This window comes from Kosakonia sp. (assembly GCF_032052965.1).
In the GTDB taxonomy this organism is placed as follows: domain Bacteria; phylum Pseudomonadota; class Gammaproteobacteria; order Enterobacterales; family Enterobacteriaceae; genus Kosakonia.
In genome coordinates this window covers 683423-705737 of the sequence record NZ_DAMBVN010000001.1, presented here as the reverse complement: position 1 = coordinate 705737, position 22315 = coordinate 683423, and the positions used below count along the sequence as shown (strand labels likewise).

The 22315-nt window shown below is 53.6% G+C and carries 24 protein-coding genes, 1 pseudogene and 1 other annotated feature; of the genes and pseudogenes, 11 read left to right on the top strand and 14 right to left on the bottom strand.

Annotation, left to right across the window (positions count from 1 at the left end; translation table 11 throughout):
• Positions 1-4: 4 nt before the first annotated feature.
• Genes oppC through oppF form a run of 3 tightly spaced genes read left to right on the top strand, consistent with a single transcriptional unit; the run spans position 5 to position 2939 of the window.
• The gene (gene oppC, locus RTX30_RS03295; protein ID WP_312686755.1) at positions 5-913 is read left to right on the top strand and encodes an oligopeptide ABC transporter permease OppC; all 909 of its coding nucleotides are present in this window, start codon (positions 5-7) and stop codon (positions 911-913) included.
• Positions 914-924: 11 nt separating this feature from the next.
• Positions 925-1938 carry an ABC transporter ATP-binding protein gene (locus tag RTX30_RS03290; protein WP_312686754.1) on the top strand — a complete coding sequence of 338 codons (1014 nt, stop codon included), beginning with the start codon at positions 925-927 and terminating at the stop codon, positions 1936-1938.
• The gene (gene oppF, locus RTX30_RS03285) at positions 1935-2939 is read left to right on the top strand and encodes a murein tripeptide/oligopeptide ABC transporter ATP-binding protein OppF (RefSeq protein ID WP_312686752.1); all 1005 of its coding nucleotides are present in this window, start codon (positions 1935-1937) and stop codon (positions 2937-2939) included. The genes RTX30_RS03290 and oppF overlap by 4 nt, the downstream gene beginning before the upstream one ends.
• A gap of 53 nt (positions 2940-2992) precedes the next feature.
• On the opposite strand, the gene RTX30_RS03280 is transcribed toward oppF, so the two are convergent.
• Together RTX30_RS03280 and cls are read right to left on the bottom strand one after the other, a co-directional pair.
• A complete protein-coding gene (locus RTX30_RS03280) occupies positions 2993-3322 on the bottom strand; it encodes an HI1450 family dsDNA-mimic protein (RefSeq protein ID WP_312686750.1) in 330 nt (109 codons plus the stop codon).
• Positions 3323-3352: 30 nt separating this feature from the next.
• Complete coding sequence (gene cls / locus RTX30_RS03275) at positions 3353-4813, bottom strand: cardiolipin synthase (RefSeq protein WP_312686749.1); 1461 nt, start codon at positions 4811-4813, stop codon at positions 3353-3355.
• Positions 4814-4951: 138 nt separating this feature from the next.
• Here cls and RTX30_RS03270 point away from each other — a divergent pair, with 138 nt between their 5' ends.
• The 3 genes from RTX30_RS03270 (at position 4952) to RTX30_RS03260 (ending at position 6494) form a co-directional block, all read left to right on the top strand.
• Entirely contained in the window at positions 4952-5125 is a 174-nt protein-coding gene (locus RTX30_RS03270; RefSeq protein WP_312686747.1) for a YciY family protein, read from the top strand.
• Between the two features lie 178 nt (positions 5126-5303).
• Positions 5304-5642 (top strand): SMR family transporter, encoded by a 339-nt coding sequence (locus RTX30_RS03265; RefSeq protein WP_312686745.1) that lies wholly within the window; start codon positions 5304-5306, stop codon positions 5640-5642.
• 285 nt (positions 5643-5927) lie between these two features.
• The gene (locus tag RTX30_RS03260) at positions 5928-6494 is read left to right on the top strand and encodes a DUF1440 domain-containing protein (protein WP_312686744.1); all 567 of its coding nucleotides are present in this window, start codon (positions 5928-5930) and stop codon (positions 6492-6494) included.
• Positions 6495-6539: 45 nt separating this feature from the next.
• Here RTX30_RS03260 and RTX30_RS03255 read toward each other — a convergent pair whose 3' ends face one another.
• Entirely contained in the window at positions 6540-6836 is a 297-nt protein-coding gene (locus RTX30_RS03255; protein ID WP_312686743.1) for a YciI family protein, read from the bottom strand.
• A 219-nt stretch (positions 6837-7055) separates the two neighbouring features.
• Between RTX30_RS03255 and tonB the strand changes: the two genes are divergently transcribed.
• On the top strand, positions 7056-7775 hold the full coding sequence (gene tonB, locus RTX30_RS03250; RefSeq protein WP_312686842.1) for a TonB system transport protein TonB: 720 nt from the start codon (positions 7056-7058) through the stop codon (positions 7773-7775).
• Between the two features lie 27 nt (positions 7776-7802).
• Here tonB and yciA read toward each other — a convergent pair whose 3' ends face one another.
• The 4 genes from yciA to RTX30_RS03230 form a co-directional block, all read right to left on the bottom strand.
• Positions 7803-8204: an acyl-CoA thioester hydrolase YciA gene (gene yciA / locus RTX30_RS03245; protein WP_312686742.1), complete on the bottom strand. Its 402-nt coding sequence runs from the start codon at positions 8202-8204 to the stop codon at positions 7803-7805.
• 100 nt (positions 8205-8304) lie between these two features.
• On the bottom strand, positions 8305-8847 hold the full coding sequence (locus tag RTX30_RS03240) for a septation protein A (protein WP_312686741.1): 543 nt from the start codon (positions 8845-8847) through the stop codon (positions 8305-8307).
• A 50-nt stretch (positions 8848-8897) separates the two neighbouring features.
• Entirely contained in the window at positions 8898-9638 is a 741-nt protein-coding gene (locus RTX30_RS03235; protein WP_312686740.1) for a YciC family protein, read from the bottom strand.
• A gap of 24 nt (positions 9639-9662) precedes the next feature.
• Positions 9663-10067, bottom strand: coding sequence for a YkgJ family cysteine cluster protein (locus tag RTX30_RS03230; RefSeq protein ID WP_312686739.1), 405 nt, complete (start codon positions 10065-10067; stop codon positions 9663-9665).
• 278 nt (positions 10068-10345) lie between these two features.
• Between RTX30_RS03230 and ompW the strand changes: the two genes are divergently transcribed.
• Positions 10346-10981, top strand: a complete 636-nt coding sequence (ompW, locus tag RTX30_RS03225; protein ID WP_312686738.1) for an outer membrane protein OmpW — start codon at positions 10346-10348, stop codon at positions 10979-10981.
• A gap of 45 nt (positions 10982-11026) precedes the next feature.
• Here the strand turns inward: ompW and RTX30_RS03220 are convergent, their stop codons facing one another.
• The 6 genes from RTX30_RS03220 to RTX30_RS03195 form a co-directional block, all read right to left on the bottom strand.
• The gene (locus RTX30_RS03220; RefSeq protein WP_312686736.1) at positions 11027-12271 is read right to left on the bottom strand and encodes a chloride channel protein; all 1245 of its coding nucleotides are present in this window, start codon (positions 12269-12271) and stop codon (positions 11027-11029) included.
• Positions 12272-12398: 127 nt separating this feature from the next.
• Complete coding sequence (gene trpA, locus RTX30_RS03215) at positions 12399-13208, bottom strand: tryptophan synthase subunit alpha (protein ID WP_312686734.1); 810 nt, start codon at positions 13206-13208, stop codon at positions 12399-12401.
• Positions 13208-14401, bottom strand: coding sequence for a tryptophan synthase subunit beta (gene trpB / locus RTX30_RS03210; protein WP_312686733.1), 1194 nt, complete (start codon positions 14399-14401; stop codon positions 13208-13210). Before trpB ends, trpA begins: the two co-directional genes overlap by 1 nt.
• An 11-nt stretch (positions 14402-14412) precedes the next feature.
• Positions 14413-15771 carry a bifunctional indole-3-glycerol-phosphate synthase TrpC/phosphoribosylanthranilate isomerase TrpF gene (gene trpCF, locus RTX30_RS03205; protein ID WP_312686732.1) on the bottom strand — a complete coding sequence of 453 codons (1359 nt, stop codon included), beginning with the start codon at positions 15769-15771 and terminating at the stop codon, positions 14413-14415.
• A gap of 3 nt (positions 15772-15774) precedes the next feature.
• Complete coding sequence (gene trpD / locus RTX30_RS03200) at positions 15775-17370, bottom strand: bifunctional anthranilate synthase glutamate amidotransferase component TrpG/anthranilate phosphoribosyltransferase TrpD (RefSeq protein WP_312686731.1); 1596 nt, start codon at positions 17368-17370, stop codon at positions 15775-15777.
• On the bottom strand, positions 17370-18932 hold the full coding sequence (locus RTX30_RS03195; RefSeq protein WP_312686729.1) for an anthranilate synthase component 1: 1563 nt from the start codon (positions 18930-18932) through the stop codon (positions 17370-17372). Before RTX30_RS03195 ends, trpD begins: the two co-directional genes overlap by 1 nt.
• 23 nt (positions 18933-18955) lie before the next feature.
• Positions 18956-19049, bottom strand: a sequence feature (Trp leader region).
• A 161-nt stretch (positions 19050-19210) separates the two neighbouring features.
• Between RTX30_RS03195 and rnm the strand changes: the two genes are divergently transcribed.
• Positions 19211-20092 carry an RNase RNM gene (gene rnm / locus RTX30_RS03190; RefSeq protein WP_312686727.1) on the top strand — a complete coding sequence of 294 codons (882 nt, stop codon included), beginning with the start codon at positions 19211-19213 and terminating at the stop codon, positions 20090-20092.
• Entirely contained in the window at positions 20089-20709 is a 621-nt protein-coding gene (locus RTX30_RS03185) for an L-threonylcarbamoyladenylate synthase (protein WP_312686725.1), read from the top strand. The genes rnm and RTX30_RS03185 overlap by 4 nt, the downstream gene beginning before the upstream one ends.
• Before the next feature lie 189 nt (positions 20710-20898).
• Here the strand turns inward: RTX30_RS03185 and RTX30_RS03180 are convergent.
• A pseudogene (locus RTX30_RS03180) lies at positions 20899-21107 on the bottom strand (hypothetical protein); the annotation flags it as partial.
• A gap of 315 nt (positions 21108-21422) precedes the next feature.
• Here RTX30_RS03180 and rluB point away from each other — a divergent pair.
• Positions 21423-22301, top strand: a complete 879-nt coding sequence (rluB, locus tag RTX30_RS03175) for a 23S rRNA pseudouridine(2605) synthase RluB (protein ID WP_312686723.1) — start codon at positions 21423-21425, stop codon at positions 22299-22301.
• Positions 22302-22315: the final 14 nt, after the last annotated feature.

The following is a 22315-nucleotide window of genomic DNA, read 5'->3' as shown; positions in this document are numbered from 1 at the left end:
CGCCATGATGTTAAGTAAGAAAAACAGCGAGGCGCTGGAAAACTTCAGTGAAAAACTGGAAGTCGAAGGTCGTAGCCTTTGGCAGGATGCGCGCCGCCGTTTTATGCATAACCGCGCAGCGGTCGCCAGTCTTTGCGTTCTGCTGTTGATTGCATTATTCGTTACGCTGGCGCCGATGGTGTCGCAGTTTACCTACTTCGACACGGACTGGGGCATGATGTCCAGCCAGCCGGATATGGAATCGGGCCACTACTTCGGTACCGACTCTTCCGGGCGTGACCTGTTGGTGCGTGTGGCGATTGGCGGGCGGATTTCGCTGATGGTTGGCATTGCCGCGGCACTGGTCGCAGTCATCGTCGGTACGCTGTATGGCTCGCTGTCGGGTTATCTTGGCGGGAAAACCGACTCGGTGATGATGCGCCTGCTGGAAATTCTCAACTCCTTCCCGTTTATGTTCTTTGTGATCCTGCTGGTAACCTTCTTTGGGCAAAATATTCTGTTGATTTTTGTGGCCATCGGGATGGTTTCCTGGCTGGATATGGCGCGTATTGTACGTGGCCAGACCCTGAGCCTGAAACGCAAAGAGTTTATTGAGGCGGCGCAGGTTGGCGGTGTCTCCACGGCTAATATTGTGGTGCGTCACATTGTCCCGAACGTTCTGGGCGTTGTGGTCGTGTATGCGTCCCTGTTGGTGCCGAGCATGATCCTGTTCGAATCCTTCCTGAGCTTCCTCGGCCTGGGCACCCAGGAGCCGTTGAGTAGCTGGGGGGCATTGTTGAGCGACGGTGCAAACTCTATGGAGGTTTCACCCTGGCTGCTGCTGTTCCCGGCGGGTTTCCTTGTTGTCACCCTGTTTTGTTTTAATTTTATCGGCGATGGCCTGCGTGATGCCCTCGACCCGAAAGATCGTTAAGGAGTGCTGTCATGAGCATTACTGAAACCGCATCTGCGTCGACGACGCGAATGCAATCGGGCACTCTGCTGGATGTGAAAGATCTGCGGGTGACTTTCCAGACCCCTGACGGTGACGTTACTGCGGTTAATGACCTGAACTTCTCGCTGCGTGCAGGTGAAACGCTGGGGATTGTTGGCGAATCCGGTTCTGGCAAGTCGCAGACTGCTTTTGCGTTGATGGGGCTCCTCGCCTCAAACGGTCGTATTGGCGGCTCCGCCACCTTTAACGGTAAAGAGATCCTCAACTTGCCTGAGAATGCGCTAAACAAATTGCGCGCTGAGCAAATCTCTATGATTTTTCAGGATCCGATGACCTCGCTGAACCCGTATATGCGTGTTGGTGAGCAGTTAATGGAAGTGCTCATGCTGCACAAAGGCATGAGTAAGGGCGAAGCATTTGAAGAGTCGGTCAAAATGCTTGATGCAGTGAAAATGCCAGAAGCGCGGAAGCGCATGCGCATGTATCCGCACGAGTTTTCCGGCGGTATGCGCCAGCGCGTCATGATTGCGATGGCGCTACTGTGCCGGCCAAAACTGCTGATTGCCGACGAACCCACCACGGCGCTGGACGTGACAGTGCAGGCGCAGATCATGACGTTGTTGAATGAACTGAAACGCGAATTTAACACCGCCATTATTATGATCACCCATGACCTCGGTGTCGTGGCCGGCATCTGCGATAAAGTACTGGTGATGTACGCAGGCCGTACAATGGAATACGGCCATGCCCGCGATGTGTTTTATCAGCCGTCACACCCTTATTCCATTGGTTTGTTGAATGCCGTGCCACGTCTGGATGCGGAAGGCGAGTCTCTGCTGACCATTCCGGGCAACCCGCCGAACCTGCTGCGGCTGCCGAAAGGTTGCCCTTTCCAGCCGCGCTGCCCGCACGCGATGGATATCTGTAACAGTGCTCCACCGCTGGAGGAGTTTGCCCCGGGCCGTTTGCGCGCCTGCTTTAAGCCGGTGGAGGAGTTGGTATGAATGCCGTAACAGAAGAGAAAAGAGTCCTGCTGGAAATTGCCGATTTGAAAGTGCATTTTGACATCAAAGACGGCAAACAGTGGTTCTGGCAGCCGGGTAAAACGCTGAAAGCCGTGGATGGCGTAACATTGCGCCTGTACGAAGGCGAAACCCTTGGCGTGGTGGGAGAGTCTGGCTGCGGTAAATCGACCTTTGCCCGCGCGATCATCGGGCTGGTGAAAGCCACCGATGGGAAAGTCGCATGGCTGGGCAAAGATCTGTTGGGCATGAAACAGGATGAATGGCGTGCCGTGCGTAGCGATATCCAGATGATTTTCCAGGATCCGCTGGCATCGCTGAACCCGCGTATGACCATCGGCGAAATCATTGCTGAGCCATTGCGTACCTATCATCCTAAAATGCCGCGTCAGGAAGTGCGTGACCGCGTTAAAGCCATGATGATGAAAGTGGGCCTGCTGCCCAACCTGATCAACCGCTACCCGCATGAGTTTTCTGGCGGGCAATGCCAGCGCATCGGTATTGCACGTGCGCTGATCCTTGAGCCGAAGCTGATTATCTGTGATGAACCTGTCTCGGCGCTGGATGTTTCTATTCAGGCACAGGTGGTAAACCTGTTGCAAAAATTGCAGCGTGAAATGGGCTTGTCGCTAATCTTTATCGCTCACGATCTGGCTGTGGTAAAACACATTTCTGATCGCGTACTGGTGATGTATCTTGGTCATGCGGTGGAACTTGGCACCTATGATGAGGTGTATCAAAACCCGCTGCATCCCTATACCAAAGCATTGATGTCTGCGGTGCCAGTACCGGATCCGGATCTGGAAAAGAACAAAACCATCCAGTTGTTGGAAGGGGATTTGCCGTCGCCGATTAACCCGCCTTCCGGCTGTGTGTTTCGGACCCGTTGCCCGATTGCCGGGCCGGAATGCGCGCAGACCCGACCGGTGCTGGAAGGCAGTTTCCGTCATGCGGTATCCTGCCTGAAGGTTGACCCGCTTTAATCGCAGGATAAAAAAGGGCTGACAATTGTCAGCCCTTTTTTTACATCTGCCGCTTATTCGCGCCAGAGAATATGGCACAGCTTATGATCTTTCTCGCGACATAACAGAACCCGCGCAAAAATATCGTTAATTTCGCCGCCGTCCGTGTCCGCCAGGCCAATGACCACTTCAGCGAAGAAGTCCGGGTTCAGGTCGTAATCAACATGTTCCTGCCAGTCTTCGGCTGGATCAAACAGCTCCGCGCCGCCACGCTCTTCAAACTGTAAGTTGAACAGAATGACATCAGCCGGATCGAGATTGTCCACAGCCAGCTCGAGGAAGATGTCGTAAGCCTGTTCGAGCGTTTCGTCTTCGGTCAGGCGGTTATTCAGATCCATTTCCATGATTACCTCTTCACTTCAGATGGGCACGTTTTACAGCAACGGACTAAAGAAGTAAAACAGTCGTTCAGCGATCCGGTGCCAGAAAGGGCGTTTTACCCACAACCGCGCATCAAGCAGCCGCGAACGGGATATATAGTCATCCTGCACGGCCGCCAGATCGCCGCCGAAACCGGCATCATCAATAACCAGTGTGATTTCAAAATTCAACCACAGGCTGCGCATATCCAGGTTGACGGTGCCGACCAGGCTTAATTCACCATCAACCAGCACGCTTTTGGTGTGCAGCAAACCGCCTTCAAACTGATAAATCTTTACCCCAGCCGCTAACAGCTCGGTAAAAAAAGCCCGGCTGGCCCAGCCGACTAAAACAGAATCGTTTTTGCGCGGCAGGATAATACTCACGTCGACTCCCCGTTGCGCGGCGGTGCAAATAGCATGCAGCAAGTCATCACTCGGCACGAAATAGGGGGTGGTCATAATCAAATATTCACGCGACGCATAGACCGCAGTGAGTAACGCCTGATGAATCAAGTCTTCCGGGAAACCGGGCCCGGACGCGATGGTATGAATAGTGTGCCCGCTGGCTTCTTCGAAAGGCATCACATTGGCATCGGGCGGCGGCGGGAGAATACGTTTTCCGGTTTCGATTTCCCAGTCGCACGAATAAACAATGCCCATTGCTGTTGCAACGGGGCCTTCCATGCGTGCCATCAGATCGACCCACTGACCGACACCGGCGTCTTGTTTAAAGAAGCGTGGGTCGACCATATTCATGCTGCCGGTATAAGCAATATAGTTATCGATCAGCACGATTTTCCTGTGCTGGCGTAAGTCCATGCGCCGCAGAAATACACGCATGAGATTGACTTTCAGCGCCTCGACCACCTCAATACCGGCATTGCGCATCATCCCGACCCAGGGGCTACGGAAGAAAGCAACGCTGCCGGCAGAGTCCAGCAGCAAACGGCAGTGCACGCCGCGTCGCGCTGCCGCCATTAGGGATTCCGCCACTTGATCGGCCATTCCACCTGGATGCCAGATATAAAACACCATCTCGATATTGTGCCTCGCGAGCTGGATATCGCGAATGAGCGCCTGCATCACATCGTCTGAACTGGTCAGCAATTGCAGCTGGTTGCCTTTCACCCCGGCAATGCCCTGACGTCGCTCACACAGTTTAAATAGCGAAGAGGCGACACTGCTGTTCTCGTCGGCAAATATACGTTTAAAATTTTTCAGATCGTTAAGCCATTTCGCCGTTGAGGGCCACATGGCACGGGCGCGTTCCGCACGCCGTTTGCCGAGATGCAGTTCGCCAAGCGACAAATAGGCAATAATCCCCACCAGCGGCAGGATATAAATGATCAACAGCCATGCCATGGCAGACGTGACGGCGCGGCGTTTCATCAGAATGCGCAGCGTAACACCCGCAATCAGCAGCCAGTAGCCTAAGACAATCAGCCAGCTCATTACGGTGTAAAAGGTGGACATACACAAAATCCTTTTCAAAACGTCATTCAGTGAGTTTACGCATCAGGTTTCATCTGGCAAATAAAAACGCCGGAAAGCGCTGGTCTGGCGGAAGCGGCGGACTATAATGGCGTTTCTGTTTAGCATTGAGTCGTAAAAATGAAGCGTAGTCGTACGGAAGTGGGGCGCTGGCGTATGCTTCGGCAGATGAGCCGCCGAAAAGCACGCTGGCTGGAAGGTCAGTCGCGTCGCAATATGCGCATCCACGCTATCCGAAAATGCGGGTTAAACCGCCATCGTAATGTGTTGTTGTTTGCTATTTACGATATTTGATGACGTTGGGCACCGAATCTGGTGCCCTCTGTTATTTTTGGCGTGCCAGGTTTGCATACCCGTGCCGCCATGTATACGCAAAGAATATGTTCTATGATGGACAGCCTGTAGCCAGGTCGGTTTTCGGATGCCAACTCTGGCTGGCGAGAAGAAAGTTTTACTCTGCGGATGGAGATAGATGAATAAAGAAGCGCTTATTTTTCTTGGGATTGCCATTGTTGTCGAAGTTATCGCCACTACGGCACTGAAGTCTTCAGACAGTTTTACCCGACTGATCCCAAGTGTGATCAGTATCGCCGGGTATTGTATTGCATTCTGGTGCCTGACCATTCCCATGCGCACCATCCCCACAGGCGTCATTTATGCAATCTGGTCCGGTGCGGGCATTGTGCTGATTGGTGTTGTCGGCTGGCTAGTGCACGGACAAAAACTCGACATACCAGCAATGATGGGGATGGGGCTAATTATTGCCGGAGTGGTGATCATAAATTTATTTTCTAAGACTGTCGGTCATTAAGGGCACCAAAAAGCAGTGGTTTACCGCTGCTTTTTAAATACATCTGTACATAACTCTCCTTTATTTCCTCATACTTAAAATAAAAATAAAACTGTCACTATGAGTTATTAATGCACTGCGCATTGTCATGCTGGTAATAAAAAGGAAAGCATTTAAACTTTGCATTTTTATTCGCGATTTTCACTTGTAAAGATACGTCAGTGTGATCTTGATCAATATCCACTGTCAGTAACTCATTGAACATTGTCCTGCTAAATTAACACCTTATAAGTAGATGGGACTATTATGGCACTTAAGGACTATTTTGTAAGAACGGAACCTGCAAGACGTCGCTTTGGCGTGGCTTTTATTGTGGGTGTGGTCGCAGGGATATTATCTGCGTTTGTTAAGTGGGGTGCGGAAGTGCCTTTGCCACCGCGGACATTTTCTGGCGGCCGGGATGAGTTTAATCCACCTTATCTTTTTTTGCGCGATTATTTAGGTATTGATCCAACCCATACGGTTTATACGTTCTCAGAGCATATTATTAACCCGGTCATGGTAACCCATATTATTTTCTCTCTTGTCTTTGCCATCGGGTATTGCCTCGTTGCAGAAGTATTCCCGAAAGTAAAATTATGGCAGGGGATTTGGGCTGGGATCGTGGCAACTATTTGTGTGCACTGGATCTCTTTCCCGTTGTTAGGTCTGACGCCGGGTCTGGCTGATTTGCCCGTTGATGAATACGTTTCTGAACTGGTAGGGCATATTTTCTGGTTCTGGGCCATCGAGCTGATTCGTCGCGATTTGCGTAACCGCATTACCCATGAGCCCGATGCTGAAATTCCGCTGGGATCCACCAGCCGCTTTTGAACAAGGCCGCATAACAAAAGACCCGCACTGGCGGGTCTTTTTGCTTTAAAACACTTTCTTGAACGGTTTCACCGTCACGTTCTGGTAAACGGCCGCAGCAACATACGGATCGTCCTGCGCCCACGCTTGTGCGGCTTCCAGCGATTCAAACTCAGCAATGACCGTGGAGCCAGTAAAACCCGCCGCACCAGGATCGTTGCTGTCAACAGCAGGCATGGGGCCCGCCGTTAGCAGTCGTCCTTCATCGTGTAACAGTTGCAGTCGCGCCAGGTGAGCAGGGCGTACAGAGAGGCGTTTTTCGAGCGAATCAGCAACATCTTCAGCAAAGATAACGTAAAGCACGGGCACAGCTCCTTACCAATCGGAAAGCCATAACGTTATGTGAAACTCCGAATGACTGCAATGCAAAGATCTCCCCTGCAAATATCCATGTGTTAAATGCGGATTTTTTGTCCTTCCGGCAGACAAACTTACCCGGCGATGCGATGTCTAGTTGAATATGATTGCTATTTGCATTTAAAATCGGGGTCTGGTTTTTTAACTGACACGATTATGACTTCAATGACCCTTGATTTACCTCGCCGCTTTCCCTGGCCGACACTGTTGTCCGTGGGTATTCATGGAGCTGTCGTGGCGGGTCTGCTCTATACCTCGGTACATCAGGTTATTGAATTGCCCGCCCCTGCGCAGCCTATTTCTGTGACCATGGTTGCACCGGCGGATCTTGAACCGCCGCAAGCCGCGCCCGCGCCGCAGCCAGAGCCGGTCGCAGAACCCGAGCCAGAACCAGAACCGGTTCCTGAACCGCCGAAAGAAGCGCCGGTAGTGATTGAAAAACCTAAACCAAAGCCGAAGCCCAAACCGAAGCCGGAGAAAAAAGTCGAACAGCCGAAGCGGGAAGCGAAACCCGCAGAGCCGCGTCCGGTATCGCCATTTGAAAATAATGCGCCCGCTCGTCCGGCGGCTACGCCTTCGCCTTCTGTGGCCAGCAAACCGGCCCCCTCTGTTCCTGCGGGGCCGCGTGCGTTGAGTCGTAACCAGCCGCAATACCCGGCGCGAGCTCAGGCGTTGCGCATTGAGGGCCGCGTGCGTGTTAAATTTGATGTGACGGCTGATGGACGCGTTGAAAATGTCGAAGTGCTTTCGGCGCAGCCCGCAAACATGTTTGAGCGAGAAGTAAAAGCGGCAATGCGTAAATGGCGCTACGAATCCGGCAAACCGGGGTCAGGATTGATTGTGAATATTGTCTTCCGTCTGAATGGCGGCGCGACAATGGAATAAAAAAAGCCTCCGTCAGGAGGCTTTTTTTTAAGGCAACTGCGGAAGCGGTCGCGGTTTTCCTTCATTGTCTACAGCGACATAAATAAACAGTGCCTCTGTCGCCTTATAACGCTGGCCAATCGGTTCTGAAGAGACTTTTTTAACCCACACTTCAACATTGATAGTCACGGACGTATTGCCGCGTTTGACACAGCGCGCATAGCAACACACTACATCGCCCACGGCGACCGGGCGCAGGAAAGTCATGCCGTCCACCCGCACCGTCACCACGCGCCCATGCGCGATCTCTTTGGCCTGAATGGCGCCGCCCATATCCATTTGTGACATTAACCAGCCGCCGAAGATGTCGCCATTGGCGTTGGTGTCTGCTGGCATTGCTAATGTGCGTAAGACAAGTTCTCCCTGCGGAGTGTCCTGAATCGTTGTCATTATTATCTCTTCTGTATTGAGGGATTTATGGCGGGATGCTACTACGAATTGACGGCAGAAAACACAGAAAAAGCCAGGCGCAGGGCCTGGCGTCAGGAGATCAGGATTTATCGTCCTGCGGTGGCATATGGCGGTAGATATAAACACCACTTAACAGCGTGAAAATCAGTGTCATAACCGTCAGGCCGAACACTTTAAAATCCACCCATGTATCGAAAGATAACCAGAAAGCGACATAGATATTGGCGAGGCCACAGGCAATAAAGAACAGCGCCCAGGCAATGTTTAGCCGCGACCAGACGGCATCCGGCAGGGTGAGCTCTTTGCCCAGCATGCGTTGGATCAGCGTCTTTTTCATCACCCACTGGCTGAACAGTAGCGCGCCGGCAAACAGACCGTAAATAACGGTCACTTTCCACTTAATAAACTCCACAGCCTGATATTTAATGGTCAAACCGCCGAATATGGCAACCAGTATAAAAGTGATCAGCGCGACTTTTTCCACTTTACGATAGCGGATCCAGCAGTAAATCAGCACGATGGCTGAGGCAACAATCAGTACTTTGGTGGCAGCAAAAATATCGTAGAGTTTGTACACCACGAAAAAGAGCGCCAGCGGAAGAAAATCAAGAAACTGCTTCATTCAACGATTCCATCATCAGAAATTGCCTGCCTTCGCAGGCAATCGGGGATTCACGCACGCATCAGCATATACAAGCGGAATAAATAAATGAGCAACGCGGCCGAGACGAGATTACTGACCGTGTTGGTGATAACCGCAGCCACTTCAGGGGCAATGCCTGAGGGGGTACGGATAAACACCAGCAGAACAGTGACCATGATCCAACCGATCACGGCAGGCGCGATGAGACGCATATTGGCCCAGCCGAGACGCATACTGTTGCGAACAGATGCAAATACCCCTGTCTTATCCTGCACCAGCATCACCGGCGCGAACGCCAGTAAAATAGCCAGTACAATACCCGGTACCACGAAAAACACGCTGGCAAATTGCACCATAAATTTCGCCAGCAGGAACAGCAAAAACAATTTTGGCAGTACGGGAGCACTGGCGCCAATCGCGCGCAGGGCGCTAACGCGGTGCCCCGCTGAAACGAGCTGAAGCAGCAGCAATACACCACCGGCCAGAACAGCGTTACCAATCAGGCTCGCCAGCGTGGCAACACCGGAAAAACGCAGCATCACGCGCTGCTGTTCCGGCGTCATGTTTTGTGCCAGCTCCAGTAAATTGACGCTGTTGGCCAGGTTGTCGTCCTGAAATAAAACGGAGAGTTGATCTTCACTGGGCATAAACGCGTGCCCAAGACCAACCGTAATTAACGCAGCCAACAGCGAAATCAGTAAAAAAGTCACAAACTGATTACGTAAAAAATTTCCCGTGTCACGGTAAACGGATTTCGCCGTGATAGACATGCACTCTCCTTGAGTATTGCGGTGTTAAATATCAGGTAATTGTACCCTGAATACACCCTCAGTGGCAGCATCATGGCTTGTATGGAAAAGCATATCTTTGTAAAGAGGCGCTAATCCGTAGCGCGCCCGCGCACGGTCGCACGCTTCATTAGCGGCGCCGTTCTCACCAGACATGGCAAATTCCCGGCACGGGGAAGGACGCCCTTCATAAATGGTGCATCGCGCCGACTCACCAGGTGTTCCTTCCAGCGCGACGCAACGGCTCTGCTTTTGATTCGTTCCGCGCATGCAGCGCAAAAACGGGGTGAGCGGCTCAGTAAACTGTGCCGGGACAGGGCCGCCAGCGTCATCCGCTTCAGCCCAGTAAAAAGAAACACGAAAATACGCACAACAGGCTCCGCACGACATACACGGATTGAGTGAACTCATAACGCACCTGAATTTAATGACGCATCAACATATTGGCAGATGAATAAATTAGCCCCGGATTTACACCGGCACAAGATGGCTCCTCAGGATTTTTTTCATGGCTTCATCAGCGAGAAATTGATTTAAGTACAAAAGTTAAGTGGTGTGTCTGCGGGTAAAAATTATCTCAGATCAATGAATGTTAAATTATGAAGTTAAGTGTGATCTGCGTTGGATCACTTTGTACTCAGTTGTAGGTATATTCACGGCGCGTTAAAAACCTTAATCATGGAGTGGATATGAAGAAGTTAGCCGTGGCCGCATTGATCCTGAGTAGCATTTCCGGAGGCGCATACGCGCATGAAGCAGGCGAGTTTTTCATTCGTGCCGGTTCCGCCACCGTCCGACCGACGGAAGGATCAGACAATGTGTTAGGAAGTCTTGGCAGTTTTAGTGTGAGCAATAATACTCAGCTTGGGATCACGATGAGCTGGATGGCTACAGACAATATCGGTGTTGAATTGCTGGCAGCTACGCCCTTTCGTCACCGCGTCGGTACCGGGCCGACTGGCGACATTGCAACCGTGCATCACCTGCCGCCGTCGCTGATGGCACAATGGTACTTTGGCGATGCTCAAAGTAAGCTCCGTCCGTACATTGGCGCTGGGATCAACTACACCACCTTTTTCGATGAAAAATTCAATGATAAGGGCAAAGAGGCCGGACTTTCTGACCTCAGTCTGAAGGATTCATGGGGGGTAGCGGGGCAGGCAGGGCTGGATTACTTAATCAACCGCGACTGGCTGATTAATATGTCGGTCTGGTATATGGACATCGACACGGATGTGCGTTTTAAAGCCAACGGTGAACAGCAGAGCGTACACACACGCCTCGATCCATGGGTGTTTATGTTCTCGGCGGGCTACCGTTTTTAAGCCGGCATTTTACATACAGGGCTGGTCGTGCGGCCAGCCATTCTCCTAACCCTCAACATAGCGGCACGTCATATAAGCCCCCGCGACACACAGCGACAGCGGCACAAAAAAGCTGAAGTCCATACCTGTAAACTCCATCAACAGCACAATCGCGGTGAGCGGCATCTGCATGGATGACGCCAGAAATGCCGCGCCACCGGTCAGTGCAAATTCGCCGATGCTGCTGCCGGGGAAAAATGCGCCAACCAGTAAAAAGAGCAGCGCACCCAGCAACGCGCCGATGGCAAGCCCCGGAGTCAGCAGACCACCTTCCGCGCCACTGCGTAACACCATCCAGATACTGAAGACCTTCAGCCCAATCAGGATCGCGGCCAGCGGCAGTGTCACGTCGCCACCGAAGCTCAGTTGTACCGGCCCTCGGCCGTTACCTGGCAATTGAGGAAACCAGATCGACAGCAAACCGAGGCAGGTAAAAGCAACAAAACAAAACAGCGGCATCTGCCAGTTGCTTTTCACGCTGCCGCGCGCCTGGCGGCTCATACGCCGAAACAGGCTGGCGGCATAGCCGAACACTGGCCCGGCCAGGGCTGCCCAGACGATGAGCGAAACAGGTGCCGCTGGCGCAGAGAAAAGGTACTGTCGCTCGTTGCCCAGCACCAGCGAAGCAATAAAGGCGGCGACCGCTGACGTTATGATCGCGGCGATCACCGCATCCCAACGAAAGGTGACCAGCAGTACTTCAAGGGTAAAGATTGCGCCGGCCAGCGGTACGTTATACACCGCGGCCAGTCCCGCACCAGCACCGCAGGCAATGACCAGCTTGATGTCCGCCTCGCTCAGTCCGCAGCGTCGGGCGATGCCGCCAGCAAACAGTGCGCCGACTTCGCGCGGTGCGCTTTCACGGCCGAGTGGGGAACCCATCGCCACTGTTACAACCTGTAGCATGGCATGGCACAGCGTCGTCGCGGCAGGCATAGGCTGACGGATATCGCTCACCGCCGCGCTGACACTCAGACGTTTTTTGGCATAGCGCGCCAGCAACCACCATCCCCATCCCGCGATGATTCCGGCAATGGTAAGTGCGGCAACGCGGCGCAGCGCTGAGGCTTCACTCACGCCTTGCAGAAAAGGTGGGCCGCCAATCAGTGACCGCTGGCTGTAGCCGAATGCCAGATGTTGTATTTCATGCAGCATCAGGGCGATCAGCATGCCGGCCGTACCGGCAGCAATACCGGTCAGTAACAGGGCGGTCCAGCGGCTCTGGCAAAATGCACATAAGAGTTTACGCATCTGCTTCGTATCGTTTGTGAAAGGTCGTGGTTAGTATCCCACAGTAAATATGAACCTTTTAACAATACGTTATGCAGGGGGAGGGAAAATAAACAGAGCGCCGCCCGACATTCAGGCGGCGTGAGGATTAGCGCGGCAGAGTCGCGGCTTTCATCTGTTTGGCAAAGGCCTTGAGTTCAGCCAGCATTGCCGTCGGGTTAGCGAGATTCTTCTCGATAATTTTCACCGTTGCCGAGCCGGAAATCGCCCCGGCTGCGCCCGCGTTGATGGCGGCGGTAACCTGATCCGGCGCGGAAATACCAAAACCTTGCAGGGAAGGCGCGGCATGATACTCGGTCAATTTTTCCAGCAAGTGATGTAACGGCAGAGCGGCGCGGTTTTCCGCTCCGGTCACGCCAGCGCGGGAGAGCAGGTATGTGTAGCCGCGACCGTAGGAAGCAATCTGGCGTAGCAGGGCGTCATCGGCGTTCGGCGGGCAGATAAAAATGGGCGCAATATTGTGGCGCATTGCCGCCTGGCGAAATGGCGCTGACTCTTCAATAGGCACATCGGCCACCAGCACCGAATCCACACCCACTTTTGCGCACTGTGCGTAAAATTCATCAATGCCACGGCTGAAAACCAGGTTGGCATACATCAGCAGGCCAACAGGAATGGTGGGATGTTTCTGGCGGATCGCCGCCAGCATTTCAAAACACTGTGTTGGCGTCACGCCGGATGCAAATGCACGCAGGGTCGCACTCTGAATGGTAGGGCCATCTGCGAGCGGGTCGGAGAAGGGGATCCCCAGTTCCAGCGCATCGGCACCCGCTTCAATCAGCGTATCGATAATTTTCAGCGACTGCTCAGGCGACGGATCCCCCAGCGTCACGAAGGGAACAAACGCACCTTCTTTACGGGCATCCAGCTGTTTAAATAAGTTATCGTAGCGTTCCATCAGATTTCCCCTCGCGCTTTCAAAATATCATGTACGGTGAAAATGTCTTTATCGCCGCGCCCCGAGAGATTAACCACCAGCAGCTGTTCTTTCTCAGGATTTTCGCGCATCATTTTCAGCGCATGGGCGAGGGCATGCGAGGACTCCAGCGCCGGAATAATCCCTTCATGGCGGCACAACGTTTTAAAGGCGTCCAGAGCTTCGTCATCGGTGATGGAGACGTAGTCTGCGCGGCCTGTGCTGTTGAGATAAGCATGCTGGGGCCCGACAGACGGGAAATCCAGCCCTGCGGAAATGGAGTAAGACTCTTCTATCTGGCCTTCCTCAGTTTGCATCATTGGCGACTTCATACCGAAGTAGATCCCGACGCGACCATGCTTCAACGGTGCACCGTGCTCCCCGGTTTCGATACCGTGACCCGCAGGTTCGACGCCGATCAGACCCACCGCGGTTTCATCAATAAAATCGGCAAACATACCAATGGCGTTAGAACCGCCGCCAACGCAGGCGATCACGGCATCGGGCAGACGTCCCTCTTTTTCGAGGATTTGCGCTTTCGTTTCTGCGCCAATCATGCGCTGGAATTCGCGCACGATGGTTGGGAATGGGTGCGGGCCAGCGGCGGTGCCGAGCATATAGTGTGCTGTTTCGTAGCTGCCAGACCAGTCGCGCAACGCCTCGTTACAGGCATCTTTAAGAGTGGCGGAACCGCTGTGTACCGGGATCACCTCGGCACCCATCAGACGCATACGGAAAACGTTTGGCGACTGACGTTCAACATCTTTTGCACCCATGTAGATCCGGCATTTCAGGCCCAGCAAAGCGCTTGCCAGTGCGGAAGCAACACCGTGCTGACCCGCACCGGTTTCGGCGATAATCTCAGTTTTGCCCATCCGTTTTGCCAGCAAGGCCTGTCCCAGCACCTGGTTTGTTTTATGCGCACCGCCGTGCAGCAAGTCTTCGCGTTTCAGGTACAGGGTAGTGCGGGTGCCCGCGGTAATGTTCTGGCATTTCGTCAGCGCCGTCGGGCGCCCGGCATAATTTTTCAGCAGATCGTTAAATTGTTGCTGGAATTCCGCATCGCTTTGCGCGCTGACAAAGGCCTCTTCCAGTTGGCGCAGTGCCGGCATCAGGATTTGCGGAACATACATCCCGCCAAACTCGCCAAAGTACGGGTTCAGTAGTGTTGTCATTGTCTCTTTCCTTAATAAGCGCGCAGTGTGCGGAAAACAGATGCCAGTTTTCTGGCATCTTTAATGCCCGGTTCCGACTCCACGCCTGAATTAAAATCAAGTCCGGCACAGCCGGCCTTCGCCGCCTGTACGCAATTATCTGCACTCAAACCGCCAGCCAGCAGCACATTGTCGAGCGACTCTCCCGCCAGTAATGTCCAGTCAAACTGTTTGCCGCTTCCGCCCTGGCCATTGTCGAAAACATATTTATCGACCTGCTGAAAATGACGCTGTGGCAGACGATCGCCGACGCTAAGCGCCTTCCAAATCTGCGTTTTGGTGGGAAGGGCCGTACGCAGCGCGTCGATATAAGCCTGGTCTTCATCACCGTGTAGCTGTACGGCGCTTAGCGAGAGGGAGCGTGCTTTAGCTGCCACATCACTTATGTCCGCATTGCGGAATACGCCGACATAGTGCAACGGCGCGCCCTGCATGACGGCCTGTGCTTGCGCTTCATCCACTGCGCGCGGCGAACTGGCGACAAAAATCAGCCCGCCGTAGATCGCGCCAGCCTGGTGAGCAGCCTGTGCATCTTCGGCACGCGTCAGTCCGCACACTTTATTTTCACCCAGCAAGACACGCTTCACTGCCGCATCCAGATCCTCATGGGCCATCAGTGCGGAGCCGATCAGGAAACCGTTGGCGAAGTGGCTTAATTCGCGCACCTGCGCGTAAGTATTGATGCCGGACTCACTGATCACCGTGACCCCGGCACCGAGGCGCGGTGCAAGCTCACGGGTACGGTTAAGATCGATTGAGAGGTCGCGCAAATCGCGGTTATTAATGCCAACCACCTTTGCTTCCAGTGCAATAGCGCGTTGCAGTTCCTCCTCGTTACTGACTTCTGTCAGTACGCCCATTTTGAGACTGTGGGCAACGGCGGCAAGCTGGCGATACTGATCATCATCCAGCACTGAGAGCATCAACAGGCAGGCATCTGCCTGGTAATAACGTGCCAGATAGATCTGGTAGGCATCAATAATAAAGTCTTTGCACAGAATCGGTTGCGGCGCGATGCTGCTGACAATCGGCAGGAAATCAAAACTGCCCTGAAAGTACTTCTCATCGGTCAGCACGGAGATCGCCGATGCATGATGTTGATAAACGCCGGCAATACGCGCCGGGTCGAAATCATCGCGGATCACCCCTTTAGACGGTGAGGCCTTTTTGCATTCCAGAATAAAAGCGGTTCGCGTACCCTGCAGCGCGTCGTAAAAACGGCGAGAACTCGGCACGACGTCATTCTGGAAACTGGCCAGTGGTTGCTCTGCTTTACGTGCAGCAACCCACAGGGCTTTGTCGGCGACGATTTTCGCTAAAACGGTTTGCATTTCTTATCCTCGAGCGGCAAGTGCAGTGACTTTGTCGTAGGCTGCTCCACTGTGCAGCACATCCAGTACTTTTTTCGCATTATTCTGCAAATCTTCCTCGCCGTGGAGACGCATTAACATCGCAACGTTCGCGGCCACGGCAGCCTCATGAGCGGCTTCACCTTTACCCTGCAGTAAGCGTGTCAGAATGTCACGGTTTTCTTCCGGCGTGCCGCCGGCCAGCTGATCCTGATGGTATGGCGTGAGGCCAAAATCGGCAGCCGTTAATTGGTAGCTTTTGATTTCGCCGCCGTTGAGTTCGGCAACGAGTGTTGGCGCATGCAATGAAACTTCATCCATCCCGCCACTATGCACCACCGCCGCACGCTGGTAACCGAGTACGCGCAGGGTTTCGGCAATCGGCAGCACCAGTTCCGGGCTGTAGACGCCAATCAGTGCCAGCGGGGGATGCGCCGGGTTAATCAGCGGTCCAAGTACGTTAAACAGCGTGCGGGTTTTTAACTGCTGACGTACCGGCATGGCGTGGCGAAAACCGGTGTGGTATTTCGGAGCGAACAGGAAGCATACACCGAGCTCATCCAACGCAGTCCGTGATTTATCAGCATTCATATCGAGGTTGATACCAAATGCTGCCAGTAAATCCGACGAGCCGGAACGGCTGGAGACGCTGCGATTGCCATGTTTGGCGACTTTGAGGCCGCATGCCGCCGCCACAAAGGCGCTGGCGGTAGAAATATTGATGCTGTTGCTGCCATCGCCGCCGGTACCGACGATATCGGCAAACGGGTATTCCGGACGCGGAAAGGGCGCGGCATTCTCAAGTAACGCCGTCGCGGCACCGGCAATCTCATTAGGGTGTTCACCGCGGATCTTCATACTCACCAGCGCCGCTGCCAGTTGCTCCGGTTTCAGCTCGCCGCGCACCACGGCGGAAAAAAGCTGGTGGCTCTCCTGCTGGCTCAGCGTTTGCGCCTGGTAGAGTTTTTCCAGGATCGGTTGCAGCGTATTGGTTTGCTCAAGTTTTTGCAGCGCCCAGGCCAGCGTCTGTTCCAGCAGACGCGCGCCTTGCGTGGTCAGAATGGATTCAGGATGGAACTGGAAACCGCAGACACGATCGGCGTCATGGCGGACGGCCATCACCATGCCATTGAAATGGGCATTGATGGTTAAACCGGCCGGGATATTGCTGCCCACCAGGGAGTGATAACGGGCCACCGGCAGCGGATTACTTAACCCGGCAAACATCGCCTGGCCATCATGTTCAATGCTGGAGGCTTTGCCGTGCAGGATTTCGCCAGCCTGGCCGACGTAACCGCCGTAGGCTTCGACAATTGCCTGGTGGCCGAGACAGATGCCAATGATGGGCAATTTGCCGCGCATACGCGTCAGCAGTTCTGGCATGCAGCCCGCTTCCGACGGTGCGCCAGGGCCGGGAGACAGCATCAGCACCGGGTTTTTCATGGTAGCCAGCCGGTCAATCAACGTTTGCGCAGGTACATGGTTACGGTAAATCACCACATTATGTCCACTTGCACGCAGCTGATCTGCCAGGTTGTAGGTAAATGAGTCGATATTATCGAGCAGCAGAATGTCAGCCATCAGAACGTCTCCTGTGCATGATGAGCAGTGGCAATGGCGCGTAGTACCGCGCGGGCTTTATTACGGGTTTCGTCAGCTTCCGACTGCGGCACGGAATCCAGTACCACACCGGCACCAGCTTGCACGGTGGCAGTGCCGTCTTCCACCCAGGCGGAGCGGATCACGATGCACGTGTCCAGATCACCGTGGGCAGTGAAATAACCCACTGCGCCACCATAACTGCCGCGGCGAGCGCCTTCCGCCTGAGCAATCAGCTGCATTGCACGCACTTTCGGCGCGCCGCTGAGGGTGCCCATGTTCATGCAGGCACGATAGGCATGCAGCACGTCCAAATCGTGTCGCAGTTCACCAACCACGCGGGAGACCAGGTGCATGACATACGAGTAGCGATCAACTTTCGTCAGGTCGGCAACGTAACGGCTGCCGGGGGTGCAAATACGCGCAAGATCGTTGCGCGCCAGATCCACCAACATAAGATGTTCAGACAGTTCTTTGTGGTCGGTACGCATATCCAGCTCAATACGGCTGTCGAGATCGCGATCCAGGGAACCATCCGGACGGCGACCGCGTGGACGCGTGCCGGCAATCGGGTAGATCTCAATTTGCCGGTTGCTGGCGTCGTATTTCAGCGAACTCTCCGGCGATGCGCCGAACAGGGTGAAATCATCATCCTGCATAAAAAACATGTACGGGCTGGGGTTGCTCTTTTTTAGCACGTCATACGCGGCAAGGGGTGACGGGCAGGGCAAGGTAAAGCGGCGGGAGGGTACAACCTGAAAAATCTCGCCAGCGCGGATCGCTTTCTGCATCTCGCGCACCACCGCGCCATACTCTTCGTCGCTCTGGTTTGTGTCGCAGCGCATATGTTCAACAGTCTCGACCGGCAAGGGTGGCGCATCCCTTTCCAGTTGCTGATGCAGAGCATCAATACGCTGCGCCAGTCGTGCTTTTTCGGTGGCGGAATCGCTAAACAGGCTGGCCTGAATCCGGGTTTGCTGTTTCTGATGGTCGATCACCAGTAACGTTTCGGCGAGGTAGAAGCAGTAATCCGGGCAGCGGCGATCATGCGTCAGGTCGGGCAGGTCTTCGAATCCGGCAACGAGGTCGTAGGCGAACAGTCCGCCAAAAAACATCGCTTCACGCTCATCTTGCGGAATGACCAGCAAATCCTGCAGCAGGCGGAAGGCATCAAAAACTGAAAGGGAACACAACCGGGCGTCTTCATCCAGCAAACTACTGACCGGTGGAAAACGCAGTTCGCGGCTGTCTTCAGACACGGTGTTTTCCACTCCCGATGGCAGTGCATGATCCAGTAACGCCAGCAAGGCTGCACCATTCGTGCTGAGCGCTTTGATGGTGACAGTGTCACCCAGAGCAGTAATGCGCAACGCGCTGTCTACGAGCAACAAACTTTTTAGATCGTTCTTACTGTCAATATCGGCTGATTCCAGCAGCAGCGTGGCCGGACGGTTATCACACAGTTGGTGGAAAAGCGCCGTTGGGTTACTCCGATAAACCGCATTGCTGGTCAGAAGTTCGAGTGCTGGTTTTTGCGTTTGCATAATCGCTCTCATTAAATTTGTTCAAAAAAAAGCCCGCTGGGTAAGCGGGCCTGGTATCGGTATGCTGAATGCGCACGTGATCTCACAGCCCGGTCAGGGAGTGCGCCACCAACGTTTTACAGAGAGATGTGCATTCATTATAGGATACCTTTCTGGTGTGAACTTGCGTACTAGTTAACTGGTTCACACAAAGAAAGTCAACCCTCGAATTCAGAAAAAGTCACTCAGTGGGTATGATAGAGCTTAAACAGATGTTCTGATAAATTAGCGGAGCCGCTTTGAGCGACACGAATTACGCCATTATTTACGACCTTCACAGCCATACCACGGCGTCTGATGGTCTTCTTACCCCGGAAGAACTGGTACACCGCGCGGTTGAAATGCGCGTTGGCACGCTGGCGATCACCGATCACGATACCACCGATGCGATTCCGGCAGCGCAGGCAGAAATTGCGCGCGCCGGGTTGGCGCTGCAATTGATTTCCGGGGTGGAGATTTCCACTGTTTGGGAAAACCACGAAATCCACATTGTCGGATTGAACATTGATATTGCGCATACGCAGATGCGTGAATTTTTGCAGCAGCAGTCTGCGCGCCGTATGCAGCGCGCAGAGCTGATCGCCGGGCGCCTTGAAAAGGCGCATATCCCCGGTGCTTTAGAAGGCGCGCAACGCCTGGCGCAGGGCGCTTCGCTCACCCGCGGTCATTTTGCCCGTTTCCTTGTCGAGCAAGGCAAGGCCAATAATATGGCCGATGTGTTTAAAAAATATCTTGCGCGTGGGAAAACGGGATACGTTCCGCCGCAGTGGTGTACAATAGAACAAGCTATTGAAGTCATTCATCATTCTGGCGGAACGGCGGTGCTGGCCCATCCAGGTCGGTATAACCTGTCCGCTAAATGGCTGAAAAGACTGCTGGCGCATTTTGCTGAACGCGGCGGTGAGGCGATGGAAGTTGCCCAATGCCAGCAGGCTCCCAATGAACGTGCGCAGCTTGCCATTTATGCTCGTCAGTACGGCTTACTGGCGTCGCAAGGATCGGATTTCCATCAGCCCTGTCCGTGGATTGAACTGGGGCGCAAACTCTGGCTTCCGGCCGGGGTTGACGGCGTCTGGCATTGCTGGGAGAAGCCGCAGAACACCAGAGAGAGGGAAGTATGAGTCAGTTTTTTTATATTCATCCGGAAAACCCCCAGCCCCGTCTGATCAATCAGGCAGTGGATATTGTGCGCAAGGGCGGGGTGATCGTATACCCCACCGACTCCGGTTATGCGCTGGGGTGCAAAATTGAAGACAAAGGGGCGATGGAGCGTATTTGCCGCATTCGTCACCTGCCGGATGGTCATAATTTTACGTTAATGTGCCGCGACCTGTCGGAACTGTCGACCTATGCGTTCGTGGATAATGTGGCCTTCCGCTTGATTAAAAATAACACGCCCGGAAATTACACCTTCATTCTTAAAGGTACGAAGGAAGTCCCGCGGCGCTTATTGCAGGAAAAACGTAAAACCATTGGCTTACGTGTGCCCTCCAACCCGATTGCGCTGGCACTGCTGGAAGCCCTGAATGAGCCAATGTTGTCGACCTCGTTAATGTTGCCGGGCAGTGATTTTACCGAGTCCGATCCGGATGAAATTAAAGATCGTCTGGAAAAGCTGGTGGAGTTAATTATTCACGGTGGTTATCTTGGGCAGCAACCGACCACAGTGGTGGACTTAACTGACGATGCGCCGGTAGTGATCCGCGAAGGCGTCGGCGACGTTAAACCTTTCTTATAGCGGCGCAAGCCGTTGCGCTATGCGGTTATTTCGATGGCGACGATGCTGTGCTGCTAAACCGTCAGACGTCTGAGTAGTCGAGCAGGATAACAAATTATCTACATCAACACGCCCATTCAGTTAATGGCTGTCATCTTAAGGTATGACAGTCATTAACCCATGCCTGATGCTTACCCTGCGTATCTTCTGCTATGTCCTTCGGTTCTGCCTGACTCCAGTCCAATTGATCTGGACTCTTCTGAGCCGTTGATAGATGGATTTTCATATTCCGCCGATGGTATCGGAGCGCGCGAACCATGCCGACGCTGACTACTATAAATCTTTTCGCTGTAAGCAATAATATCATTACGGGCTTCTTCCCGCGTTCCGCAGATCTTTTTCTTTAACCGTTCACGCTTCCATCGCCGTGAAGTCATCCATGCAGGCCATGCACTTATCTGCCGGCCACTGGTGAGTGCCTCCGTGACAAAACCCACCGACCAGGTCAAATTCGGTACGCGTAATCGTACAAAACTTGTTGAATCATTTAGCCTAAAGTTAGTGTAGTATGTGCGCCCACGAATCATTGCGTGTAACAGCATGGGGACAAAATGTGTGCCATGCTGTATACCATGAATTATTTACACATCAGCGAGTTACGTTGATTTTTACTAACTCGTTGTTTTTGAAAGTATACCCAGACGCCTGTGAAGGCGACACCTGAAGGATGCTCTATGAGCGAAAAACTACAGAAAGTGCTGGCCCGGGCTGGCCACGGTTCCCGCCGTGAAATCGAAACTATTATCCAGGCCGGTCGCGTTAGCGTGGACGGCAAAATTGCGACGCTGGGCGACCGTGTTGATGTCACGCCAGGGCTGAAAATCCGTATCGATGGTCACCTCATTTCGGTAAAAGAGTCTGTAGAGCAGATTTGCCGTGTGCTGGCATATTACAAACCCGAAGGCGAGCTTTGTACGCGTAACGATCCGGAAGGGCGTCCGACGGTGTTTGATCGCCTGCCGAAGCTGCGCGGCGCACGGTGGATAGCCGTTGGTCGTCTCGACGTCAATACTTGCGGTCTGCTGTTGTTCACCACCGATGGTGAACTGGCGAACCGTCTAATGCACCCGAGCCGTGAAGTTGAACGTGAGTATGCGGTGCGCGTGTTTGGCGAAGTGGATGACAATAAAATTCGTGAGCTTTCGCGCGGTGTGCAGCTGGAAGATGGCCCTGCTGCTTTTAAAACCATCAAATTCAGCGGTGGTGAAGGCATCAACCAGTGGTACAACGTTACCCTGACCGAAGGGCGTAACCGCGAAGTGCGTCGCCTGTGGGAAGCAGTTGGCGTGCAGGTAAGCCGCCTGATCCGTGTACGCTATGGCGACATCCCGCTGCCGAAGGGGCTGCCCCGTGGTGGATGGACCGAACTGGATCTGGCGCAGACGAACTACCTGCGTGAACTGGTTGGGCTTGAGGTTGAAACACAATCCAAAGTCGCGGTGGAAAAAGACCGCCGTCGCATGAAAGCGAACCAGATCCGCCGTGCGGTGAAACGCCACAGCCAGCCGACGGGTAATCGTCGGGCGGGTAGTACGCGCAATAAAAACGATTAATAGCAAAAAGGGGC